Source organism: Flavobacterium sp. W1B (assembly GCF_047344965.1).
In the GTDB taxonomy this organism is placed as follows: domain Bacteria; phylum Bacteroidota; class Bacteroidia; order Flavobacteriales; family Flavobacteriaceae; genus Flavobacterium.
Genome location: NZ_CP178845.1, coordinates 2,954,571 through 2,977,259 on the forward strand (window position 1 = coordinate 2,954,571; position 22,689 = coordinate 2,977,259).

Annotated in this window: 17 protein-coding genes and 1 tRNA gene; 10 read left to right on the forward strand and 8 right to left on the reverse strand. The window is 32.4% G+C overall.

Annotated features, from left to right (window positions below; genetic code table 11):
* Positions 1 to 20: 20 nt before the first annotated feature.
* A complete protein-coding gene (locus tag ACMDB5_RS12815; RefSeq protein WP_413998654.1) occupies positions 21 to 1,190 on the reverse strand; it encodes an N-acetylmuramoyl-L-alanine amidase family protein in 1,170 nt (389 codons plus the stop codon).
* Positions 1,191 to 1,268: 78 nt separating this feature from the next.
* On the opposite strand from ACMDB5_RS12815, the gene ACMDB5_RS12820 reads away from it, so the two are divergent.
* Entirely contained in the window at positions 1,269 to 4,016 is a 2,748-nt protein-coding gene (locus ACMDB5_RS12820) for a putative LPS assembly protein LptD (RefSeq protein ID WP_413998655.1), read from the forward strand.
* A 77-nt stretch (positions 4,017 to 4,093) separates the two neighbouring features.
* Complete coding sequence (locus tag ACMDB5_RS12825; RefSeq protein ID WP_413998656.1) at positions 4,094 to 4,474, forward strand: RidA family protein; 381 nt, start codon at positions 4,094 to 4,096, stop codon at positions 4,472 to 4,474.
* Here ACMDB5_RS12825 and ACMDB5_RS12830 read toward each other — a convergent pair.
* The 5 genes from ACMDB5_RS12830 to ACMDB5_RS12850 form a co-directional block, all read right to left on the reverse strand.
* The gene (locus ACMDB5_RS12830) at positions 4,455 to 4,829 is read right to left on the reverse strand and encodes a methylglyoxal synthase (protein WP_413998657.1); all 375 of its coding nucleotides are present in this window, start codon (positions 4,827 to 4,829) and stop codon (positions 4,455 to 4,457) included. The genes ACMDB5_RS12825 and ACMDB5_RS12830 overlap by 20 nt on opposite strands.
* 3 nt (positions 4,830 to 4,832) lie before the next feature.
* The gene (locus ACMDB5_RS12835) at positions 4,833 to 5,684 is read right to left on the reverse strand and encodes a BadF/BadG/BcrA/BcrD ATPase family protein (protein ID WP_413998658.1); all 852 of its coding nucleotides are present in this window, start codon (positions 5,682 to 5,684) and stop codon (positions 4,833 to 4,835) included.
* A gap of 113 nt (positions 5,685 to 5,797) precedes the next feature.
* Positions 5,798 to 6,802, reverse strand: a complete 1,005-nt coding sequence (gap, locus tag ACMDB5_RS12840) for a type I glyceraldehyde-3-phosphate dehydrogenase (RefSeq protein WP_413998659.1) — start codon at positions 6,800 to 6,802, stop codon at positions 5,798 to 5,800.
* Between the two features lie 82 nt (positions 6,803 to 6,884).
* Positions 6,885 to 7,871 (reverse strand): 6-phosphofructokinase, encoded by a 987-nt coding sequence (pfkA, locus tag ACMDB5_RS12845; protein WP_230062558.1) that lies wholly within the window; start codon positions 7,869 to 7,871, stop codon positions 6,885 to 6,887.
* 442 nt (positions 7,872 to 8,313) lie between these two features.
* The gene (locus tag ACMDB5_RS12850; RefSeq protein WP_413998660.1) at positions 8,314 to 12,744 is read right to left on the reverse strand and encodes a translocation/assembly module TamB domain-containing protein; all 4,431 of its coding nucleotides are present in this window, start codon (positions 12,742 to 12,744) and stop codon (positions 8,314 to 8,316) included.
* Positions 12,745 to 12,956: 212 nt separating this feature from the next.
* Between ACMDB5_RS12850 and tsaD the strand changes: the two genes are divergently transcribed.
* The 7 genes from tsaD to ACMDB5_RS12885 all read left to right on the forward strand — a co-directional run bounded on the left by tsaD (position 12,957) and on the right by ACMDB5_RS12885 (position 19,700).
* On the forward strand, positions 12,957 to 13,979 hold the full coding sequence (gene tsaD, locus ACMDB5_RS12855) for a tRNA (adenosine(37)-N6)-threonylcarbamoyltransferase complex transferase subunit TsaD (protein WP_414000390.1): 1,023 nt from the start codon (positions 12,957 to 12,959) through the stop codon (positions 13,977 to 13,979).
* A 3-nt stretch (positions 13,980 to 13,982) separates the two neighbouring features.
* Complete coding sequence (locus ACMDB5_RS12860; protein ID WP_413998661.1) at positions 13,983 to 14,690, forward strand: 16S rRNA (uracil(1498)-N(3))-methyltransferase; 708 nt, start codon at positions 13,983 to 13,985, stop codon at positions 14,688 to 14,690.
* A 14-nt stretch (positions 14,691 to 14,704) separates the two neighbouring features.
* Positions 14,705 to 15,343 carry a DUF4159 domain-containing protein gene (locus ACMDB5_RS12865; RefSeq protein ID WP_413998662.1) on the forward strand — a complete coding sequence of 213 codons (639 nt, stop codon included), beginning with the start codon at positions 14,705 to 14,707 and terminating at the stop codon, positions 15,341 to 15,343.
* A gap of 424 nt (positions 15,344 to 15,767) precedes the next feature.
* A complete protein-coding gene (locus tag ACMDB5_RS12870) occupies positions 15,768 to 16,718 on the forward strand; it encodes a zinc metalloprotease (RefSeq protein WP_413998663.1) in 951 nt (316 codons plus the stop codon).
* Between the two features lie 77 nt (positions 16,719 to 16,795).
* Complete coding sequence (locus tag ACMDB5_RS12875; RefSeq protein WP_413998664.1) at positions 16,796 to 17,887, forward strand: AI-2E family transporter; 1,092 nt, start codon at positions 16,796 to 16,798, stop codon at positions 17,885 to 17,887.
* A 2-nt stretch (positions 17,888 to 17,889) separates the two neighbouring features.
* Positions 17,890 to 19,071, forward strand: a complete 1,182-nt coding sequence (locus ACMDB5_RS12880; protein WP_413998665.1) for a THUMP-like domain-containing protein — start codon at positions 17,890 to 17,892, stop codon at positions 19,069 to 19,071.
* A gap of 62 nt (positions 19,072 to 19,133) precedes the next feature.
* Positions 19,134 to 19,700, forward strand: a complete 567-nt coding sequence (locus tag ACMDB5_RS12885) for a hypothetical protein (RefSeq protein ID WP_413998666.1) — start codon at positions 19,134 to 19,136, stop codon at positions 19,698 to 19,700.
* A 203-nt stretch (positions 19,701 to 19,903) separates the two neighbouring features.
* Here the strand turns inward: ACMDB5_RS12885 and ACMDB5_RS12890 are convergent.
* A tRNA-Arg gene (locus ACMDB5_RS12890) sits at positions 19,904 to 19,974 on the reverse strand.
* A 119-nt stretch (positions 19,975 to 20,093) separates the two neighbouring features.
* Between ACMDB5_RS12890 and ACMDB5_RS12895 the strand changes: the two genes are divergently transcribed.
* Entirely contained in the window at positions 20,094 to 21,338 is a 1,245-nt protein-coding gene (locus tag ACMDB5_RS12895; protein ID WP_413998667.1) for a site-specific integrase, read from the forward strand.
* Between the two features lie 229 nt (positions 21,339 to 21,567).
* Here ACMDB5_RS12895 and ACMDB5_RS12900 read toward each other — a convergent pair whose 3' ends face one another.
* A complete protein-coding gene (locus tag ACMDB5_RS12900) occupies positions 21,568 to 22,668 on the reverse strand; it encodes a Fic family protein (RefSeq protein ID WP_413998668.1) in 1,101 nt (366 codons plus the stop codon).
* Between the last annotated feature and the right edge of the window lie 21 nt (positions 22,669 to 22,689).

Below are 22,689 nucleotides of genomic sequence, written 5' to 3' on the forward strand. Positions count from 1 at the left end.
TACAAACATTTCATATTAAATTAATTTTTGATCGCTTCTTGAATACTAATTTTCTGTCCGTTTTTAAAAGCTATCAAAAAAGCCGAATTATATCCTTTTGATTTGGCTTCTTCTAACAGCCTTTTCGATTCGTTATAATCCTGAGTTTCACCGTACATATATTTATAAACTTTATCATCATACTCTAATGTAACATTCGTCAATCCGTTGAAATTTCTAGGTTGCAAATCCATTTTTCTAACACTTGCCGAAATCTGTACTTTAAAAAGAGCTTTAGAGTCATCTAGTTTCCCAATAGGCTTTTTTAATTCTATTGCATCCTGATTTACTTTCGTTTTTACCGAAGCAGAACTATCTTTAGGTGTTGTAACGGTACTTCTCTGAGAAGGTTTAACTTCTATAAAATCATCTGAATCGCTACCAAAATATTCATTTTTATAACTAACAATCGCTTCAGCAATGGCTTCCGCAATCTCATTTTGCCCTTCTTCTGAATCCAATAAATTCCCTTCGGTATAATTAGATATAAATCCTGTTTCAACCAAAACCCTTGGCATATACGCTTTATGAAGTACCATAAAAGGCGCTTGTTTTACCCCTCCGTGTCTCAATTTTTTTCCTAATCGTCCAAAACCTTCCTGAATTTTACTTGCCAAAGAGATGCTGTTATCCAAATATTCTTCTTGCATCAAAGTCATCCCAATCATTGTTTCGGGTGTGTTCGGATCAAAACCTTCATACTTGGTTTTATAGTCTTTCTCGAGTGTAATAACCGAGTTCTCCTTTTTGGCCGCCTCTAAATTTGATGCAATTTTATTCATACCCATTACATAGGTTTCGGTACCATCAGCAGCAGTATTTTTATTAGCATTACAGTGAATGGAAACAAAAATATTGGCATCGGCTCTATTAGCGATATTAGCTCTTTCGATCAAATCAATAAAAACATCCGTCTTTCTAGTGTAGATTACAGCAATACTAGGCTTGGTTTCTAATATTTTACCTACTTTTAACACAATCGCCAAAGCAATATTTTTCTCAATATGACCATTGTACACCGCACCAAAATCATGCGCTCCATGACCGGCATCTAAGGTAACTCTGAAGGTATTGGTTTGGCTATAGGAATTATAAGAGCCTATAATTATAAGAAAAATAAGCGCTAGTTTAGTTTTATTTAATAAATGCATCAAAAAATAATTTTAATTAAAAACACTATGGCTATAAATCTTTATTTGATTATTTTTGACAAAAAATAATATGTAAGTTTGACACTTCAAAAAACAAGCCATAATTTTACAAAAATAGCATTTAAACCTTTGCAGACAAACTTATTTAATATCGTTTTAATATCCTTTTTCCTTACAATCGGATGCGGTAATACCTACTCACAAGATATATCAAAAAAAAAGACATCCATTTCTGTCAAAAAACAAGCAAATCCTTCTAATTTAGATACAAAAGCTGACAGTAAAAAGATCCTAGAACAAACAAAAGAAATTGATACCGTTAAAAAAATAGATAGTATTAAGCCCAAAAAAGCATTTCTTGACGGCAAAGTAAAATACAAAGCGGAACAATATGTAAAAATTGACCAAAAGAAAAAACTGATAACTTTATACGACAAAGCCGAACTTAATTATCAAGACGTTGAATTAAAATCGGGAATAATTGTCATGGATTACGAAAAAAACGAAGTCTATGCAGGCCGAATTAAAGATTCTACAGGGAAATACACTCAGTATCCTAATTTTAAACAAGGTCAAAATGAAGTAGAACCAGATTCCATTCGATTTAATTTCAAAACAAAAAAAGCTTTAATTTGGAATTCCAGAACCGATCAGGGAGAATTTAAAGTTAAGGCCGCAATCTCAAAAAAAGAAAACGATTCTGTTTACTTTTTAAGAGGAGCCCGATTTACAACCTCTAAGGATGTAGACAATCCCGAATATTATTTCCAAACCAATAAGGTAAAATTTATTCCTGGCAAAAAAGTAATAACCGGTTTAACTAATATGGTTATCGCTAATGTTCCAACGCCAATCGCTCTGCCTTTTGCTTATTTTCCAATGAGTAAAGAAACCAGTATATCAGGTATTATTTTACCTAGTTATAACGATTCAAATGACAGAGGGTTTTCATTGCAAAACGGAGGATATTACTTTGCTTTAAATGACCATTACGATCTAACTGTATTGGGAGATTATTACACTAATGGTAGTTATGGTATGCGTTTTGAATCTTCTTATGCCAAACGATATGCTTTTCGAGGCAATGTCAATGTTAGGTTCGAAAATTTAATCAGTAGCGAAAGAGGCTATCCCGATTATTCAAAACAACGCATTTACAACATCCAATGGTCGCATTCGAGAGATGCCAAAGCAAACCCGAATTCGAGTTTCTCTGCATCTGTGAATCTTGGAAGCAGCAAATATTTTAAACAATCTATAAATCAGGTGAATATTGGTTCAAACCTTAATAACACATTAAGTTCATCGGTTTCTTATTCAAAAACATTTAATTCCGTTCCTCAAGTTAGAATGTCCTTATCGGCTACACATTCTCAAAATACACAAACGGAAATGATTGATATGACCTTGCCTACACTGCAACTTAGTGTAGATCGTATTTATCCTTTTGTTGGAAAAGATGACATTAAAAAAGGTTTTTTCAAAAACATCAATTTACAATATAATTTAAACGGAAGAAACAGTATTAGCACAACGGACTCTCTTTTTTTTAAGCCTCAAATGTTTAGAGATGCTAAAGTTGGTCTCCAACACAGTATTCCATTGAGTACCAATTTTAAGTTGTTCAAATATTTTAGCGCATCTACTTCTTTAAATTATGAAGAAATTTGGTATGCCAAAACAATTGAACGAAATTTCGATACAGACCAAAGTAAGGTAGTAGACAAAGTAGTAAATGGTTTTGATGCTTTTAGAACCTATTCTTTTTCTTCAAGTATAGGAACTACTATTTATGGTACTTTTAATTTTGGAGAAGATAAAAAAATAAAATCTATAAGACACGTCATGAGACCCTCATTATCTTATGGCTACACTCCAAGTTTTGAAAAATACTATGACACCTATGCAACTGACGCAAGCGGAAACATAAACAAACAGTATTCTCGTTTTGAAGGAGGTATTTTTGGTGCACCCGGTTTAAATCGTTCTAATAATTTAGGTTTCAGCTTAAGTAATACTTTTGAAGCTAAAGTAACCGACAAGGACAGTACTAAAACAGAGCCTAAAAAAATCATGTTACTTAATAATTTAAACCTTTCTACAAATTACAATCTAGATGCTGATGGAGTAACCTCTCTAGCTTGGTCTCCTGTAAGACTTAGTGGAGGAACCCAATTATTCCAAAATAAAATGAATATGAATTTTGGAGCAACCTTAGATCCTTATGCTATTGATAACTCCGGAACTAGAATTAATGTTTACAATATCAATAACGGTGGAAGTTTATTTAGAATGACAAGCGCCAACATGACCCTAAATTATTCTATATCCAGCAAAGAAGGCAAAGATAAAAAAGACAAAAATAGCCAAGGAGAAAGAAATGGTGGCCGAGAAGATGATCTTTTTGGAATAAATACAGTTGACAACAACTATAAAAGCCAATTTGACGAAGACGAAGATCAAGGCGAAGATAAGATTTCGGAATTTTTCAAAGCAAATCTACCATGGGATATGACCTTTGCTTATTCATTGACTTATGGAAATAACAATAGAGAGAAAAAAATAATAGGAAATTCTATTATGATTTCTGCAAATGCCGATTTAACACCCAAATGGAAAGCCGGAATTTCAACAGGTTACGACTTTGTCCAAAACGGAGTTACATTTACTCAATTGCGTTTCGAAAGAGATTTATTAAGCTGGAGAATGGATTTCAATTGGACTCCATTTGGAGACTATGCTAATTGGGGTTTCTTTATAGGAATAAAATCAGGCGTCTTGAGCGATATAAAATGGGACAAAAGAAGTAGAAATGTAGGCCGTTAAACTTTCTGCTAATTATTTGGGTTAAATAGAAACTAAAAATAGATTCACATACTATAAACTATCAATACACCATAATTATGAAAAAAATAATATTTACAGAGAAAGCTCCTGCTCCTATTGGACCATACAATCAAGCCGTACTTAAAGGCGATACACTTTATGCTTCAGGGCAAATTGCCATCATACCAGAAACAGGCGAACTTAATTTAGGCAATATAGAAGTCGAAACGAAACAAGTAATGGAAAATATGAAAGCAGTTCTCCATGCGGCAGGAATGACCTTTGAAAACGTTGTTAAAACAAGTATATTCATCATGAACATGAATGATTTTGCAAGTATTAATGCGGTCTATGGATCCTATTTTAACGAAATAACCGCTCCAGCACGTGAAACGGTTCAAGTGGCTTGTTTGCCAAAAAATGTAAATGTAGAAATTTCTATGATTGCAATCCTATAGCATCTAATAATAATTGTGCCGTTGCTTCATTAGTCGCCAGCGGCACATTATGTACATCACAAACACGAATAAGCATATTGATGTCTGCTTCATGAGGATGACTCGATAATGGATCTTTAAAAAAGAAAACCATTTTAGTTATTCCCTCTGCAACTCTACCAGCAATTTGCGCATCACCTCCTAATGGACCGGAAAGCATTCTCTTAGTCTTAAAGCCAGCTTCCTCGGCTTTTCCACCGGTAGTTCCAGTAGCAATAAGTTTTATTTTTTCTTGCTGTAAAACCGTTTTGTTTTTAATTAAGAATTTAACTAAATCTGCTTTTTTACTATCGTGCGCAATAATGGCAATTTCCATAAATTATTTGTTAGCGATATGGTAAGCAATCAAACCATCAATTGGTCTTCTCAACACATTGCCTAATTGTAATTCATATTTATCAAAAGTCTGCTGTAATTCATCTTTTAAATAGAAAGCAATAGAACCTACAAAATGTACCGGTACTTCTTTGCAATTATCAAATTGTCTGATGTAGTTTTTTACGAAAGACTTCATTCCTTTGAAAATAATTTTCTTACAGAATTCTGAATCTTTATGTTGGATTAAGAACTTTGCGAAAGTCGCCAAATAAGCGTTTGGATTAGGCTCCTTATACAATTTACTCTTAATTGAATCTGGATCTAAATCGTATTCTTTCTCAAATTGTTCAGCCAACTCTTTTGGCATCTTGTTGAAATAATATTTTCTTATCAGTTCTTTTCCAAAAACATTACCACTACAATCATCCATAGCAATATAGCCCAATGATTGTACTTTTTGGTGCAATTCTTTACCATCAAAATAGCTACAGTTAGATCCTGTTCCCAAAATACAAACAATTGCTTCTTGACCTTTAGGTGTTGTTGCATAGACAGCAGCATAAGTATCTTCTTCAACCGCTATGATTGCATTTGGAAAATAGCTTTGGAAAATTTGCGAAAGGGCAATTTTCATTCTATCAGTTCCACAACCGGCTCCATAAAAAAACAAATGGGTTGCATTATTTTTGTTTTGCAAAATATCAAAACGATCATTCAATCGCTTAATTATTTCCTCTTTTTCAAGAGTTTCAGGATTCAAACCCAATGTTTGAGTCGTAAACAATACTTTTCCCTCATCATCTATTGCAATCCAATCAGCTTTGGTTGAACCACTATCAACTATTAATCTCATTTCTTTGGTTTTTAGGTTTCGCTTTTACTATTCAAAATAAATTTATTCCGCAAAGTAAAAAAATAAAATCCCGTTAAACATTAAAGATAACGGGATTTTGTAAATATAGATAATTATTTTAAGCCTGCAATGTGTACCGATAAATCGATTAATTTACTTGAATAACCATACTCATTGTCATACCAAGATATGATTTTGAAGAAAGTAGAATTCAAACCGATACCAGCATTTGCATCGATGATAGAAGTTCTTGAATCAGAAACGAAATCTTGAGAAACAACTAAATCTTCAGTATATCCTAAAACACCTTTCATAGTAGTTTCAGAAGCTAATTTTAAAACTGACATAATCTCAGCATAAGAAGTTTCTTTTGCAACTTTCACTGTTAAGTCAACTACAGAAACATCAGTAGTAGGAACACGCATAGACATACCTGTTAATTTTCCGTCTAATTCCGGAATAACTTTACCAACTGCTTTTGCAGCACCTGTTGAAGATGGAATTATGTTGCATGAAGCAGCACGTCCGCCTCTCCAGTCTTTTCTAGATGGTCCGTCAGTAGTCATTTGAGTAGAAGTCGTTGCGTGAACTGTAGTCATCAACGCTTCAACAATTCCAAAATTGTCATTAATAACTTTAGCCAAAGGAGCCAAACAGTTAGTAGTACAAGAAGCGTTAGAAACTACAAGATCAGTAGCTAAAGCTTTATCGTGATTTACTCCCATTACAAACATTGGAGCATCAGCAGAAGGTGCAGAAATAATTACTTTTTTTGCTCCACCAGTAATGTGTGCGTTTGCTGTTTCTACAGTTGTAAAGAAACCAGTACATTCAGCAACAACATCAACATCAACTTCATTCCATTTTAAGTTTGCTGGTTCTCTTTCTGCAGTAATTCTAATATTTTTATCGTTCACAAAAAGTTTTCCGTCAATAACTTCCACTTTTCCTGCGAAACGTCCGTGAACTGAATCGTATTTTAATAAATAAGCCAAATGATCTACGTCTAATAAATCGTTGATCGCCACTACCTCTACATTATCTCTATTAAATGATTCTCTAAAAACGATTCTTCCAATTCTTCCGAAACCGTTTATTCCTAATTTTACTTTTGACATTTTGCTTTAATTTTTGTTTATTTTCCTTTTCTATTTAACTTATTTAAAGTCTAATTTCCTCACAATAAACTTCAATATATTCTTATGTTGACATGATGTCCGAAACTCTCAATAATTCTCTATCAATCTCAGATTTACCTTTTATGGCTTGCTCCAAAGGAGTAAGATTTACTTTGTCATTTTGTAAACCAACCATATAATTTGATTTTCCTTCCAATAAAGATTCGACTGCTTTTACGCCCAATCTACTTGCTAAAACTCTATCAAAACAAGAAGGCGAACCTCCGCGTTGCATGTGTCCTAAAACCGAAACTCTTACATCATATTCAGGTAAATTAGCTTCTACGTAATCTTTTAATTCAAAAACGTTTTTTCCAATTTTGTCTCCTTCGGCAATTACAACAATACTAGATGATTTACCCGAAGCTTTACTTTTTTGCAAAGATTCCAGTAATCTGTCCAATCCTAAATTTTCCTCTGGTATAAGGATTTCCTCTGCTCCTGCTCCAATACCGGCATTCAAAGCGATATGTCCGGCATCTCTTCCCATAACTTCAACAAAAAATAGTCGGTTATGTGAACTTGCCGTATCTCTGATCTTATCGATTACATCAACAACCGTATTCAATGCCGTATCATAGCCAAGAGTATGACTTGTACCGTAAATATCATTATCAATTGTTCCGGGAATTCCCATTATTGGAAAATCAAATTCAGAATTAAAAAGCAATCCTCCGGTAAATGTTCCATCTCCGCCAATAACCACTAAAGCATCAATTCCTGCTTTTAAAAGATTCTCATGCGCTTTTATTCTGCCTTCTGAAGTTTTAAAATCAAGAGAACGTGCTGATTTTAGAACAGTTCCTCCTTTATTAACAATATTATTTACGCTTCGAGGTCCCATTTCTTTGAAGTCTCCTTCAATCATACCCTGATAACCTCTATAAATTCCAATGCATTCTATATTATGATAAGCGCAAGTTCGAACAACTGATCGAATAGCAGCATTCATTCCAGGGGAATCTCCTCCGGATGTAAGAACACCTATTTTTTTTATTGTTTTTTGCATTATTTAAGTATTAAAGTGTAAAACTAGCAAACATAACACAGTTATAATGCTATGTTTTCAGTAAATTAATATCATTTCTCAAATTCAAACGTTTTCGTTGATAAGTTTATTTTAAACTAAACCTCTATGAATCTTCAGAACATATATTTTGCTAGGCAAACTAAAAATTTTCAAGGCTAAAATTTCACCCAAATTCCACAAATTAAAACGAATTAATTTGTAGAAATTTATGTAATCTGTGGTGAAAAACATTTTTAGAAACTTAAAGCTAACTACACTAAATTATATAGTTTTAACTATTTATATAGCCAATAAAAAAGCTTATTAAGCTCCAGTTTATTAATTCAAAAATTGACTTGAATCAAAACAATATTCCTTTTAGATTATTCGATTTTTCAGTACAGTCTTTAGAAACTGTTTAATGGCTAAAACCGATTCTAAATTAGTCTTCTTTTGGCATTACGGCTTCTTTATTTTTCGGTGGATTCTCTTTTTTGGGATTCTTTGGTTTCGAAAAATTAATATACTCAGGAGCTAGATTTGAATCTTGAAATTGATTCGTAATTACATCTTCTTTACCCAACTTATGCTTTTTAAATATTTTATTGATTAATTCTTTAAAAGTATCAAAATCAACTTCATAAGAAACCCCTACTCCTTGAGTATAACCAATACCTTGCCCAACATAATTGATATCATTTTCTCGGTTAAATAAACGCAGATTCATTGTTCCATCTTCATTAACTCTATATAGTACTTCTAAATCCCCAACTATAGCTGACTCATTAATTCCTCCGAATGGAACCCCAACCTTCCCATTTATTGTAATCCTTTCATTAACTTTTGAAGAAATGGTTGCTACAAACCTACCATCAGTCTCCTTGCCTATTCTTCGATCAGCAGAAATATAATTCAGCCCGACTTTAAATTTTTCGTCATCAGATTTTATTATACCACCTAATAAACTAGATGCCGTTTCAAATAAACTACCGGAAAAATCCGATTGGCTCACTCCTTCAGGACTTAAAAACCCTCCCGACGAAAGCAGATACAAAGCCTGTGTTTGCCTTACATCTTTGTCATTCAACTTATATTGAATCTCTGATTTTAACACATTACTTACTGTTGGAAACTCAATATTAAAATCGGGTTCTGGACTCGCTAAATCCCCTCGAATACCAATAACCACTTCAACGGGTACTTTTCTGTTAAAAGACGAATTCTCTAATAATACGGATGGATTTGCTATCGTTTTGTATACTGCTTTAAGATTTAATACTGCTTTCATAGGATCACCAAACCATTCGATAGAACCACCTTTTTCTACCGAAAATTTCTTATCTATTAATCCACCGTATTTAAAATTATAAGATCCTTCATAGGCCTGGAAATTCCCCCACATATTGAATCTCCCCAATGTATTTATTTTAAACAATAAAGTACCAAATCCTTTCCCTTTGAGTCCGTGCCCTGAGCTGCGGTCAAAAATCACTTCAACTTCAGCGTCAGGAGTAATATCAAGGTCAAACTCTAACTCAAGTCCTTTATATTTTGATGATTTTTCGACAATTCCCTTTTCAATATTATACTTTTCTTTGGCTGTCAAAAAATGAATAAAACTACTTTCACTTACACTCTCGGCATCGTTAATCGGTATTTTAAGTGTAGTTCCTTTTTCAGATTTAGCATCGACCTTAATAAACAAACCGTTAGTTGGTCCTTTTATAGAGGCATTACCGTCTATAAATGCTGTACCATAATAAGCAGCACCTTCTTTGTCTTTTGTATCGAGCACAAGTAATTTCTTAGAATTCACACTTAAATCTAACCTCCAATCCGAAAAAACATTATGCTCAATACTTCCTTCTAATGATCCTTTAGTATTAAATTTAGTATCTGTAAGAGTATTGTTTCTAAATAAAAATTTCTGTTCCGTCAAATCAACTACAGACCGATCATTTAACTCATAATCAACATTTAAATACGGAATTGTCATTCCTGTCTTCTCTAAGAAAAGACGTCCGTTAATTTTAGGTTTTTTAACATTTCCTCCAACAGTTGCATTCCCTGAAACAAAGCCTCTAATATTAGAAAGCACTTCTCCTCCCAAAGACCCCAAAACCCCCAGATTAAATTTATCAAATTTTAAATTTAAGTCCAGAACTGCTTCTCTATTTACTATTTCAAAATTCCCATCTGCTTTAAACGATTCTAAATTTTCGTTCTCTAAAAGAGAATTAATAGTAAACTTTTCAAAATTTTGATCGCCCTCAATACCGAATTTCAGTACCCCAAGATCCGTTTTATTAATGTTTAAATGGTCAACTGTTAGTGAGGCAGTCGGTTTATAAACCGCATTATTTTGTTTGAAGTTCACTTCTCCGTTCATATTTCCGCGAAATACGAATTTATCATCAGCAGGCGTAATTTTAAACAAATCAACATCTTTAAAACTCAATTTTAAATCCTTATTAGAGATATCTTTTATATTCCCTTTTAATGAAATTGCCTGTTTTTCATGAGACAATATTATATCATCGATCTTAAAATTTTTGAATGATTTATCAAAAACGATTTGGTTATTAGGAGTGTCATTTTCATTCAAAAACCACAGATAATCCTTAAATTTCATCTCAGATTTACTTATCCCCACAACATTAAAATTATTCTTATCAATAGTGTGGTATAAGTTCAAATTAAAATAATCTTGCCCTTTAGAACCTCCTTTAAATTCAGATCTAAAGAATAAAGTGTCCTTCATGGTTACGTTGATCAAACTAAAATCACGAATCTTATAATATTTAGTTTTAATACTATCCAACTCAACATAAGCATTGTAAAGTGGATTTTTATTATCTACAGAAACTCTTATATTATCAAAGGTATTTTTAGAAGCTATAATTTGTGGTGAGTTAAAATTAAGCTTAAACTCCTGAACGTCTGATTTGATATTTCCTTTGAGGATTGTATTAGAACCAATTGAAATTTCAGGAAAAAAAAGCTCAATAATTTTACTGTTTATAGCAAAATTAAACTTCAAAAACTGTCCCTTATTTACCTTTTCGGGTTTAAAATTTGTATAAAGACTTCCCAAAGAATTCTTTGTTAATTTAACCAATTGATTAAACTGATATTTCCCGACAATTTCACCTTCAACAATATCAGGGGAATTTATGGTAATAGTCCGAATCTTATCATTATCAAAACTGGAATTGATATTGAAATCATTAAAAGTATAGGTGTCTTTTTTATTTTGATAAGATGTTTTTTGGATATAAATATTCCCTTGAAGATCTTCAATTGTTTTTCCGCTAACCTGAGCAATAATGTCTCCTTTAAAAACAGAAACACTATCTTTTATAAAATTCAATTTATTTAAATTCGCATTTTCAACATTGATATGAAAATCGTATTTATTTTCTTTCCCGCTTAAATCCAATAAACCATCAAAATTCATTGCAAGGTTAGGATCATTCACTACAATCTTCCCTTTATAGTTTGGCGCTTTAAAATTACCGTCAACCGCTATATTATTGTAGGTATATTTGTTAAAATCAATCTTAGAAACAACTCCTTTTATAGCTGTGTTTAGGTATTTTTCAGTAAAACCTTTACCATCAACATCAACATCCAAACTTACTTTTCCAAGATCTTTTCGATCTAATAAAGTAGCAATATCAAAATCTTCCAAAACTATATTCCCAAAATAAGCCGCCTTATCGATAAAATCAATGTTTCTCATGCTCAAAACTGATTTCGCTTTACCCAAATCTGATAAAAACGAAAAATCCGAATCTAGTGAAGTTGCACTAACTTGAGAATTACCAACAATCGTAAATACGCCTAATTTTTTCAATTCAGAAGGCAATTTCTTTCCTAAAACATTTGGAAGCACAGCCACAAGATTATCATAACTAGTCGAAATTTTATCAAAATCGCCATCCATAAAAAAATACTGTCCTTTTTTTCCAAAAAGATTTTTGAATTTTATAGTACCTTCTATTTGGGATTTTTTAGAATCAACTAATTTTAAATCCGATAATTTTAAATCATTTAAGGTTCCTGTTAGCTTTGTTTTTATATCGAAATGCAAATTTTTGCCTAATTCTTTATAAAAGCCCCTAATATCATTTGAACCCAATAAAGCCGATTGTAATTTTACATCAAAGTGTACTTTATTATTAAAATCTAGAAAATCCTCAATTTTATAACTTAAAACGACATCTCCTTTCAATTTTGAATCTTTAGTCACTAAATCAAGATTTTCCAGTTTTATATTCTTTTTAGTGTAACTGAACTTTGAACTCAAGTTAACAACATAAATCCCGCGATGATCTAAAAATGACATTTTTTTGATTGTCGTAGTCACATTAGGTCCATGAAGCATAAAATCATCCAAGGAAACATTGAGTTTGGTAAAATCGACGTCCTTGGGAATTTGACGATTTTCATCCGTCAAAATAAAATGTCCATTCGATATGTAAGCTTTGTCAGCTTTTAACAAAAAACGCTTCCCGGATGATGGTTTTCCGGTTTCGAAAGCATTAATAAAAACATCAATATTCGATAGTTTTTCGTTTTTATATGTTTTCAAATTAAACAGTACCCCATTCAATCGTATATCACTAAAAATCAAATCACCATCCAATACTTTTTTAGTATCTAAAATATTGGTATTTACTATATTCGAATAAATCAAGGTATCCTTATGATGGTCCAGAATTAATACCTTTTTCAATTTTACGCCACCAAAAATAGATACACGGGCTTCATCTACAGAAATTTTTACCCCAAAATCTTTATTGATACTATCAGTAAAATATTTTGCGACTCTTGTTTGAACAGAAGGCAAAGAAAAAACAATACCGAGCACCAATAAAAAAAGGATTATCCCGATTACTGAACGAAAAGCTATTTTTTTGAAATTTTTGATACCTATTCTTGTTTTATTTTACCTTAAAATATTATTTTGCCCAAGGAAAGAGCGGCACCTTTGCTAAAAATTCTTTAATTTTGGCTGCACCGCAAATTTACATAAATTAAAATTTCGGTTTGTCAAATATAATTCAAATTTTACGCCTTTTTATGCAAAATCCAGAGGTTTTTATTCTTGCAATCGAAAGTTCTTGTGATGACACAGCAGCAGCGGTTTTACATAACGATAAAGTACTATCAAATGTTGTTGCAAATCAATTAATTCACACCCAATATGGAGGTGTAGTTCCAGAGCTTGCTTCTCGTGCGCATCAACAAAATATAGTACCGGTTATTGATGCGGCGCTTCGCAAAGCAAATATCACTAAAGAACAATTATCGGCAATCGCATTTACCCAGGGTCCGGGGCTGATGGGATCGCTTCTTGTGGGAAGTTCTTTTGCCAAGTCGATGGCTTTGGCCTTAGGAATTCCGTTGATAGCCGTCAATCATATGCATGCCCATATTTTGGCCCATTTTATAGATGAAGAAGGTTTTGAAAAACCTGATTTTCCTTTTTTAGCATTAACAATAAGTGGCGGACATACCCAAATCGTAAAAGTGAACCACTTTTTTGACATGACAATTATCGGAGAAACTACCGATGACGCAGTAGGCGAAGCCTTTGACAAAAGCGCTAAAATCCTTGGACTTCCTTATCCTGGCGGTCCTTTAGTAGATAAATATGCCCAATTGGGAAATCCAAAGGCTTTTGCATTTACAAAACCAAAAGTACCCGGATTGGATTTTAGTTTTTCGGGTTTAAAAACGGCTATTTTGTATTTCATCCAAAAGAAGAAGATAGAAAACCCTAATTTCATAGATGAAAATCTAAATGACATTTGTGCCTCAATTCAACATACGATTATTGAGATTTTAATGGATAAATTGAAATTAGCCGTAAAAGAAACAGGAATAAACCAAATCGCTATCGGCGGAGGAGTTTCGGCCAATTCCGGAATAAGAAAAACCCTAAAAGAAGCCGAACAAAAATACGACTGGAAAACATTTGTTCCAAAATTTGAATACACAACCGATAATGCTGCAATGATTGGAATTGTAGGTTATCAAAAATATTTATCACAAAATTTCGAAACTGCAGCAGTGGTTTCTAAAGCAAGAATACAATTCTAAACTATGCAATTATTTTACAACCCTAACATAAACGAAACTACAGAAAGCTTTTCTTTTGATAAAGAAGAAAGTAAACATATTATAAAAGTGCTACGCAAGAAAGATTCCGATATTTTGTTTGTCACAAACGGACAGGGCTTTTTATTCAAAACCGAAATTACTTTGGCCTCAGATAATAAATGTACGGTTCAAATTATTTCTTTCGAACAAAAAGCTCTTTCTAAATATCACCTTCATCTTGTGGTGGCGCCAACAAAAATGAATGATCGCTACGAATGGTTTCTCGAAAAAGCAACCGAAATTGGAGTCCATGAAATCACACCCATAATTTGTGATCGTTCGGAACGAAAAGTGATCAATAAAGAACGATTTGACAAAATTATTTTGTCGGCAATGAAACAATCAAATGAATTGTATCTTCCCAAATTGAATGAGGCTATTTCATTCAAGGAATTCATTAAACTTGAAAGAGAAGGTTTAAAATTGATTGCTCATTGCGAAGAAACTGATAAAAAAACATTGAAGTCAATTTTAAAACCGAATGAAAATATCACGATGCTTGTTGGCCCTGAAGGTGATTTTTCTGAAAACGAAATTGCAATGGCTCTCGAGAATAACTTTATTCCCGTTTCATTAGGAAACACAAGGTTACGAACCGAAACGGCTGCCGTAGTTGCTTGTCATAGTGTTGTATTTGTTAATGAAGACTAATACTTTTTAAAAATATGCAAAGGATATATTTGGTTTTGCTTTTAATTTCAATTGGGACTTATTCCCAAGAAATTGCCTTAGTTAAATACAGCGGAGGTGGTGATTGGTATTCCAATCCTACTTCTTTGCCTAATTTAATCAAATATTGCAATGCCAATATCAATACCAAAATAAACAGCAAATCGGCAATCGTTGAACCCAGCAGTCCTGATTTGTTCTCCTATCCATTTATACACATGACAGGACATGGAAATGTAGTTTTTAGCGATACGGATGTTAGCAATCTAAAAAAATACCTGAGTTCTGGCGGTTTCCTCCATATTGATGACAATTACGGCATGGATCAATACGTCCGAAAAGAAATTAAAAAGATATTCCCAAATAATGATTTAATCGAAATCCCTACCAATCATAGCATATTTCAAAAGCCTAATCTATTCTCAAATGGATTACCCAAAATTCATGAACACGAAGGGAAACGCCCACAAGCATTTGGCATTTTTGTAGAAAACCGACTTGTTTTACTCTACACATTTGAATGTGATCTAGGTGATGGCTGGGAAGATCCCGAAGTCCATAACGATCCTATAGCAGTGCGTGAAAAAGCGCTAAAAATGGGAGCAAATATTTTGAATTACGTGTTCAATAACTAATCCTCATTATTGCAACTTATAAACACAAATTTGAAAGTAAACCATTTTACTTTTTTCTGGTTTGTCGCACAATTTACCCAAAACTAAAAATATATTTAGAAGTAGTATTTTTTGGTCTAGAAAAAATGTATTATTCTCATTAAAAAGAATATTGCATCAACTGACAATAAAACTAATAGAAGCTAAAACCAGCTGTTAAACTCTCTATCAAACAGTCCAATCTACAAATCTTTTTTAGTGAGAATTCACTTTAAAAAGAAAATAACTCCTTTTTTATAAACACTCGAAAAGCCTGTAAAATAAGCAATCTTAATATTTTGTTAAAACTTATTAAATCAATTGTTTTGCTAAATAAATAATTTTGTTATAAAATTGCATTAATATTAACTATAATCATAATTTATAACAAAAACCCCAAATTATTATGAAAAAATTAATTTTATCAGCAGTGGCATCCATGCTGCTTTTCTCTTGTCAAAATGATAAAGCAGAATCAACTGATGTATCAACCAATGCAATTGCGCAAAGAGGTTGCGCTTCTCATGAAGTACTTGAAGCCCAAATGGCCGCCGATCCTACATTAGCCATCAGGATGAGTCAAATTGAGGCATTCACAGAAAAAGCAATCTTAAGCGGCCGTTTAGTAAATGGCAAAATCGAAATTCCAGTTGTTGTAAATGTACTGTACAAAACTGCTGCCGAAAACATCTCTGATGCACAAATTCAATCCCAAATTAATGTTTTAAATCAAGATTTCAACGCGACAAATTCTGATTTTAATGATGTACCAGCACTATTCTCAGGAGTAAAAGCAAACGTAGGTATTACATTTGTTTTAGAAACAATTAACAGAAAATCGACTACTAAAACCTCTTGGGGAACTAGAGACGCAATGAAAAAAACAAAACAAGGAGGATTAGACCCAACTTCGCCAACTACAAAATTAAACATCTGGGCTTGTACTATAGGTGGTGGAATTTTAGGTTACGCTCAATTCCCTGGCGGAAGTAGCGCAACTGACGGAGTGGTAATTGATTCAAAATATTTTGGATTATCAGGTTCCGGAAGTTACCCTTACAATCTAGGAAGAACAGCTACCCATGAAGTAGGCCATTGGATGAACTTACGCCACATTTGGGGAGATGCTAGTTGTGGAAGCGATTTAGTTTCAGACACGCCTACTCATAATACTGCTAATTATGGTGTTCCTATTTATCCTCATTACAGTACTTGTACCGGCACCCCGGTAGAAATGACAATGAACTACATGGATTATACAGATGACAGAGGAATGTACATGTTCTCTAACGGACAAAAAACAAGAATGGATGCTATATTTATTACCGGTGGAGCAAGAGCTTCATTTGGAATATAACCATTTTTAACTTTTAGATTTTAAAACTCGCTACTTGTTGGCGAGTTTTTTTATCTTTATCTCCTAAAAAAAGATAAATGATTACATCCAAAATTATAGCAAACGGAATATTAAGAGCAATAGGTGTAATTGTTTTAGCCTCCTTGTCACTTTATTTTTTATACCAAATTCAATCCGTGCTAATTTATTTAATGGTCGCTTTAATTCTTACTTTAATAGGAAACCCTATTTTAGATTTCTTTAAAAGACGATTAAAATTCAACCATGTATTTGCAACTATAACAACATTATTTATTTTTATTCTCATTATCGCTGGATTTATAATGATGTTTATTCCTTTGATTTTAGCCCAAGGCCAGAATTTATCTCTTTTGAACACGGCTGAAATTGAAAAAAACTCAATCCAATTAATAAATCAAATTTCTGTATTTCTAGAAAGTCATCATATTGATGCATCGAAAATGCTAAAAGAAGCAAACATTCCTTCGAAAATGAACTTTGATATTATTCCCAATTTTTTAAATGCGCTTCTTGGAACAATCAGCAGTTTTGGAATGGGATTAGCATCCGTATTATTTATTGTTTTTTTCTTCCTTAAAGACCGCGTATCTTTTATAGTAAGTGCTAAGAAATTAATTCCCGACAGCCACGAGGAACAAATTCTAAATTCATTAGAAAAAATAAATCATTTACTATCTCGTTATTTCATCGGATTATTGCTTCAATTGTTGTTTGTATTTATTTTCTACTTTATTGTTTTACTTATTTTTGGAATTCCAAATGCTATTGTCATCGCATTTTTATGTGCTGTCTTAAATATCATTCCGTACATTGGTCCATTAATCGCCTCCATTTTAGCAGCAATTCTAACTATGATTAGCAATTTAGGAAGCGACTTTCAAACCGAAACCTTACCTACAACTATATATGTACTAATTGGTTTTTGGATTGTACAAATCATCGATAATAACGTATCACAACCCATTATTTTCTCAAAAAGTGTCAGTTCACACCCATTGGAAATATTTCTTGTTATATTGATTGCTGGCTTCCTTTTCGGGATTCTTGGAATGATTGTAGCCGTTCCGCTTTATACAATATTAAAGGTGATGGGCAAGGAATTTTTCCCAGAAAACATACTAATCCAACTTTTAACTAAAAACCTCTAATCTTGGATTTAAACATACTAAATCCCGAAATACAAGGATTTATAAATAAGAATATTGACGCATCTATTTCGAAGTTAGCATTGCAAAAAAATCCTTTCCCAGAAGTAGATTGGATTGCTATTTTGAATCAAATTGAAGCCAAAACAAAGGCAAAAGACAAACTACCAACTTGGTTCGCTACTGAAAATATCATTTACCCCGCTAAAATTTCGGTTGAACAAACTTCTTCCGAAAAAACGGCATTGTATAAATCTACCATAGTTTCCGGTGATAGCTTAATTGATTTAACTGGCGGTTTCGGCATAGATGATTATTATTTTGCAAAAAAGATAAAAACAGTTGCCCATTGTGAGATCAACACCGAATTATCTAATTTGGTGAAACACAATTTTGAGCAATTACAAGCAAAAAACATCAGTTGTTATTTAGGCGACAGCTTAACTACCTTGACCTCGTTAAACAAAAAATGGGATTGGATATATATTGATCCATCGAGGAGAAATGATGCCAAAGGCAAGGTATTTATGCTCAAAGATTGTTTGCCAAATGTTCCGGATAATCTTGATTTCTACTTTAAAAATTCGGAGCAAATCCTGATAAAAACAGCTCCTTTATTAGATCTTTCGGCGGGTTTATCAGAAGTCAAAAATGTCAAAGCAATTCATATTGTAGCTCTAGAAAATGAAGTAAAAGAACTACTATGGGAATTACATAAAAATTATTCAGGCGAAGTAGAAATAAAAACAGTCAATGTTTTAAAGGAAAAAACAGAAAGTTTCGACTTTATCCTGAACCAACAATCTAAAACACCAAATTATAGCCTGCCTCAAAAATATTTGTACGAGCCCAATAGCGCCATAATGAAATCAGGTGGTTTTGATGAAGTTGGATTATTTTACAATCTAAACAAACTCCACAAACACTCTCATTTGTATACTTCAATAGATTTGGTATCGTTTCCGGGAAGAGCCTTTGAGATAGAAAACTGTATTCCCTATCGAAAAAACGAAATGAAAGCGTACTTAGAACAAAAGAAGGCAAATATTACAACTCGTAATTTTCCTGAGTCAGTAGAAAACATTCGTAAAAAATGGAAGATAAAAGAAGGAGGAAATGTCTATTGTTTTTTTACAACTGATACGGAAAACAATAAAATAGTTTTAATTTGCAACAAAATAAATTAAATATGAAATGAGCATAATCGTAAATTATATACAACCTTTAAAAAACCAATAAATACCTAAAAATGAAACAAATAATTACAATAGCTTTATTCTTAATAACCGCGAATCTATTAGCACAAAAACCCTGTGAATACAGTACAAATGTTAATGATTCTATTGGAACCTATAAATCAACCAAAGAATACATTGTGTCCGAGAAAAATTTTGGAGGAAATTCAAGCTATATATTTTATTCGTTAGCATTAACGGATGGTATGCCAACTTTGAGCGTACAACTTATTCAAAAAAGTAAAGATTTCATAAAAGCAAATTGCTTTGATAAAAATTCAAAATTAATTTTACAATTAAACAATGGAAAAATAGTTACGCTTTTACACGTTGATGGAGAAAATTGCGGAACAACGCTTCGTGACGACAAAGGCTTTGACAATCGAGTCAATACCGGTAATTTCATGTTTATGAAAGGGAGTCTTGAGGAATTAAAAAAATCTCCAGTATCGTTGATGCGCATTCAATATTTAACAGGAATGGAAGATTACATCCTCAAAAAGGAATTAATATCGGAATTAAATAATGAGACTTACCAACCAGAAACCTATTTTATAAATAACTTACGTTGTATTGAATAACAAAATGCTATTTGACTAAGCCACTAATTAAAAAAGCCCCGAGGATTTACGTAAATCCTCGGGGCTTTTTTAAGTTAATTTCTATTTTCATGTTCGTGAAATATTCGTAAAAATGTCGTAAAAAGTGGCGATTTGTAGCAATAAAGGTAGTAATTAAAAAGTATTAAAAACAAAAAACCCACTGAAAACAGTGGGTTTTGAAGTGAAGGCAGAAGGATTCGAACCTTCGACCGCCTGCTTAGAAGGCAGGTGCTTTATTTATTCTTTTATCTTCTTTTTGTTTACTTTGTTGATTTTTAACGAATTAGACATCGTAAATTCTTCTTATTATTGATTATTTTATACTTTTGTCAAATAAATGTTCGTCAAATGTTCGTCAAAAATAAATAAAATATGGCTTCACTAAAATTTACAATAAAGAAAACTCCAAATAAGGATGGGAAACATTCCATTATTTTGGTTTTAATCAAAAACAGGCGTAATACCTCAATGGCTACAAACTATTCCTGCGAATTTGATGCTTGGAGCTTTGAAAGCAATACGCTGAAAACAAATAAAAAAGGTCAGGAATTAAAAAGAATAACTGAAATAAATAATTTTATCAGCAAAACAAATCTTAAGATTGAAGATTACATAAGAGAGAAGCGTCGCTTGAATGTAGACTTTACAATCAAGGACATCGCAAATGAAATAAAAGCCGATGATGTGACCAAAGCACCTGCATTAGATTATTATAAATTTCATCAAGAAATCACTGATGAATTTACAAATTCTAATAAAATTGGAACTGCAAAAATTTACAAAGAAACCTTGAGCTCCCTCAAAAAATTCTATGTAAAGACTGAACTAAAATTCCAAGATTTGAATTTTGAGTTCTTAGAAAAATACGATTCTTTTTTAAGAAGCAATAAAGGAACAGATAGTGGAATAAGTATCAAAATGAGAACTATTAGAGCGGTATTTAATAATGCAATCAAAAGAGAGATCATTTCTTCCAATACCTACCCCTTTAAACATTACAAAATATCTGCCTTGAAAAAAGAAGCTAAACGAGAATATTTGACTGACGAAGAGCTACAAAAACTGATTGACGAAGATTTTAGTTCAAATAAAGATCATCAATTTGCAAAAGATATGTACCTGTTTAGTTTTTATTGTAGAGGAATGAATTTTATTGATATGTTAAAAGTGGACAATTCGAATTTATACGATGGTAGACTATCCTATATAAGAACTAAAACGGGTGCACACTTGGATTTTAAACTAAAAAATCATTCCCTTAAAATACTGGAAGTATACAATCCAAAATCAATGAACTCCTATCTCTTCCCTCTTTTAATAAATGAAAATATGACTATAAAACAGATTAAATTCCGTAGTCATAAAATACTCGGGAAAATAAATCCTGCTCTAAAAGAAATGATGGGAGTTTTAAAAATTAGCAAACACATCACTTTTTATACCGCTCGCCATACATTTGCGACATTCTTAAAATTCGAAAACATTCCTATTGATGCTATTAGTGAAATGCTTGGTCATACAGATATAAGAACTACACAGGCTTATTTAAATAAGTTACCTAATAAAAAATTAGATAAAATTATCGATGATGTATTTGAAAACTCTAAATATTTTTAGAATACATTTTACTCCAAATTAACAGCATACATATAAATGTCAAGTTTATTGCGCAATAAACTTGACATTTATATTAAATCAAATTAAACAACGAATGAGGGAAATTGTTTGGAATGCGAAGATGTAAAAGAGCGTTTTTTATGAGTCGATTTCATAAAAGTTATTCTGAAAAATATTTGAGCTCCTAACAAAGCTCAAAAATATTTTTCGGAAATAACTTTATTTTACTTTAAAAGCTCTCTTTAAGGATATAATACGTACTTCTTCCACCTGAATTAGCTCTTACCAAGATTCCTTTATTTACTAAATCGGTAATATCTCTCAGGGCGGTATCTGGTGAAGTTTTGGTAATCTTAGCCCATTTGCTTGTATTTAAGTTTCCTTCAAAATGATCCATTAACATATTAAGCATTTTTTGCTGACGTTCATTACTTATTAAGACTGTATTTTTAACCCAAAACTGATGTTTCTTTACCACTTTGTCTACAATCGTATTGGAAGATAGAATACTATTTTTTAGGCACTCTAAAAACCAAACAATCCATTCAGTAATATCTAACTCGCCTTTTTGAGTTCGCTCTAAAATGGTGTAATAGCTTTTCTTTTGTTTATTAATTTCAGTAGACATACTGTAAAAGCGTTGATTAACACCATCGGATTTTGAAAGTTGCATATCTGTAATTGCCCTAGCAATTCTTCCATTTCCATCATCAAAGGGATGTATGGTTATAAACCAAAGATGTGCTACTGCTGCTTTTAATAATGATTCTAGATTTTGTTCTTTATTGTACCAATCAATAAATTGTTCCATTTCTGATACTAACTTTTCGGGTTTTGGAGCTTCATAATGAACTATTTCTCTACCCATACCGCCTGAAACAACTTGCATAGCACCTGAACGCCAATTTGCGACTTCAATTTTGTGCATACCGCTTCTTCCTGTAGGAAATAATGCAGCGTGCCAACCAAACAAACGTTCCTCTGTCAATATTTTGTTATCATTTTGAGTAGCATCTATCATTAATTCTACAATTCCTTCTACATTTCTATCGGAATGTTCTAATCCAGAATATTCCAACCCTAGTCTTGTTGCAATGGATGAGCGAACCAGTTCAGGATTTAATATTTCTCCTTCTATTTCAGAACTCTGTAATACATCTTGAATCAAGGTTTCTAAATTGGCTTCTCCTTTCAATTCGAAACCTAATAATTCCACTTTGCCCATAAGTTTACCTTGCAAGTTACTAACTTCACTTAATAACGAAATAAATTCTTGTTCTTCCCAATGTAAATTTGGCCAACTCTTAAGTTGATGGATATAGATTGCCATTGCTTTTTTGTTTATGCGGTA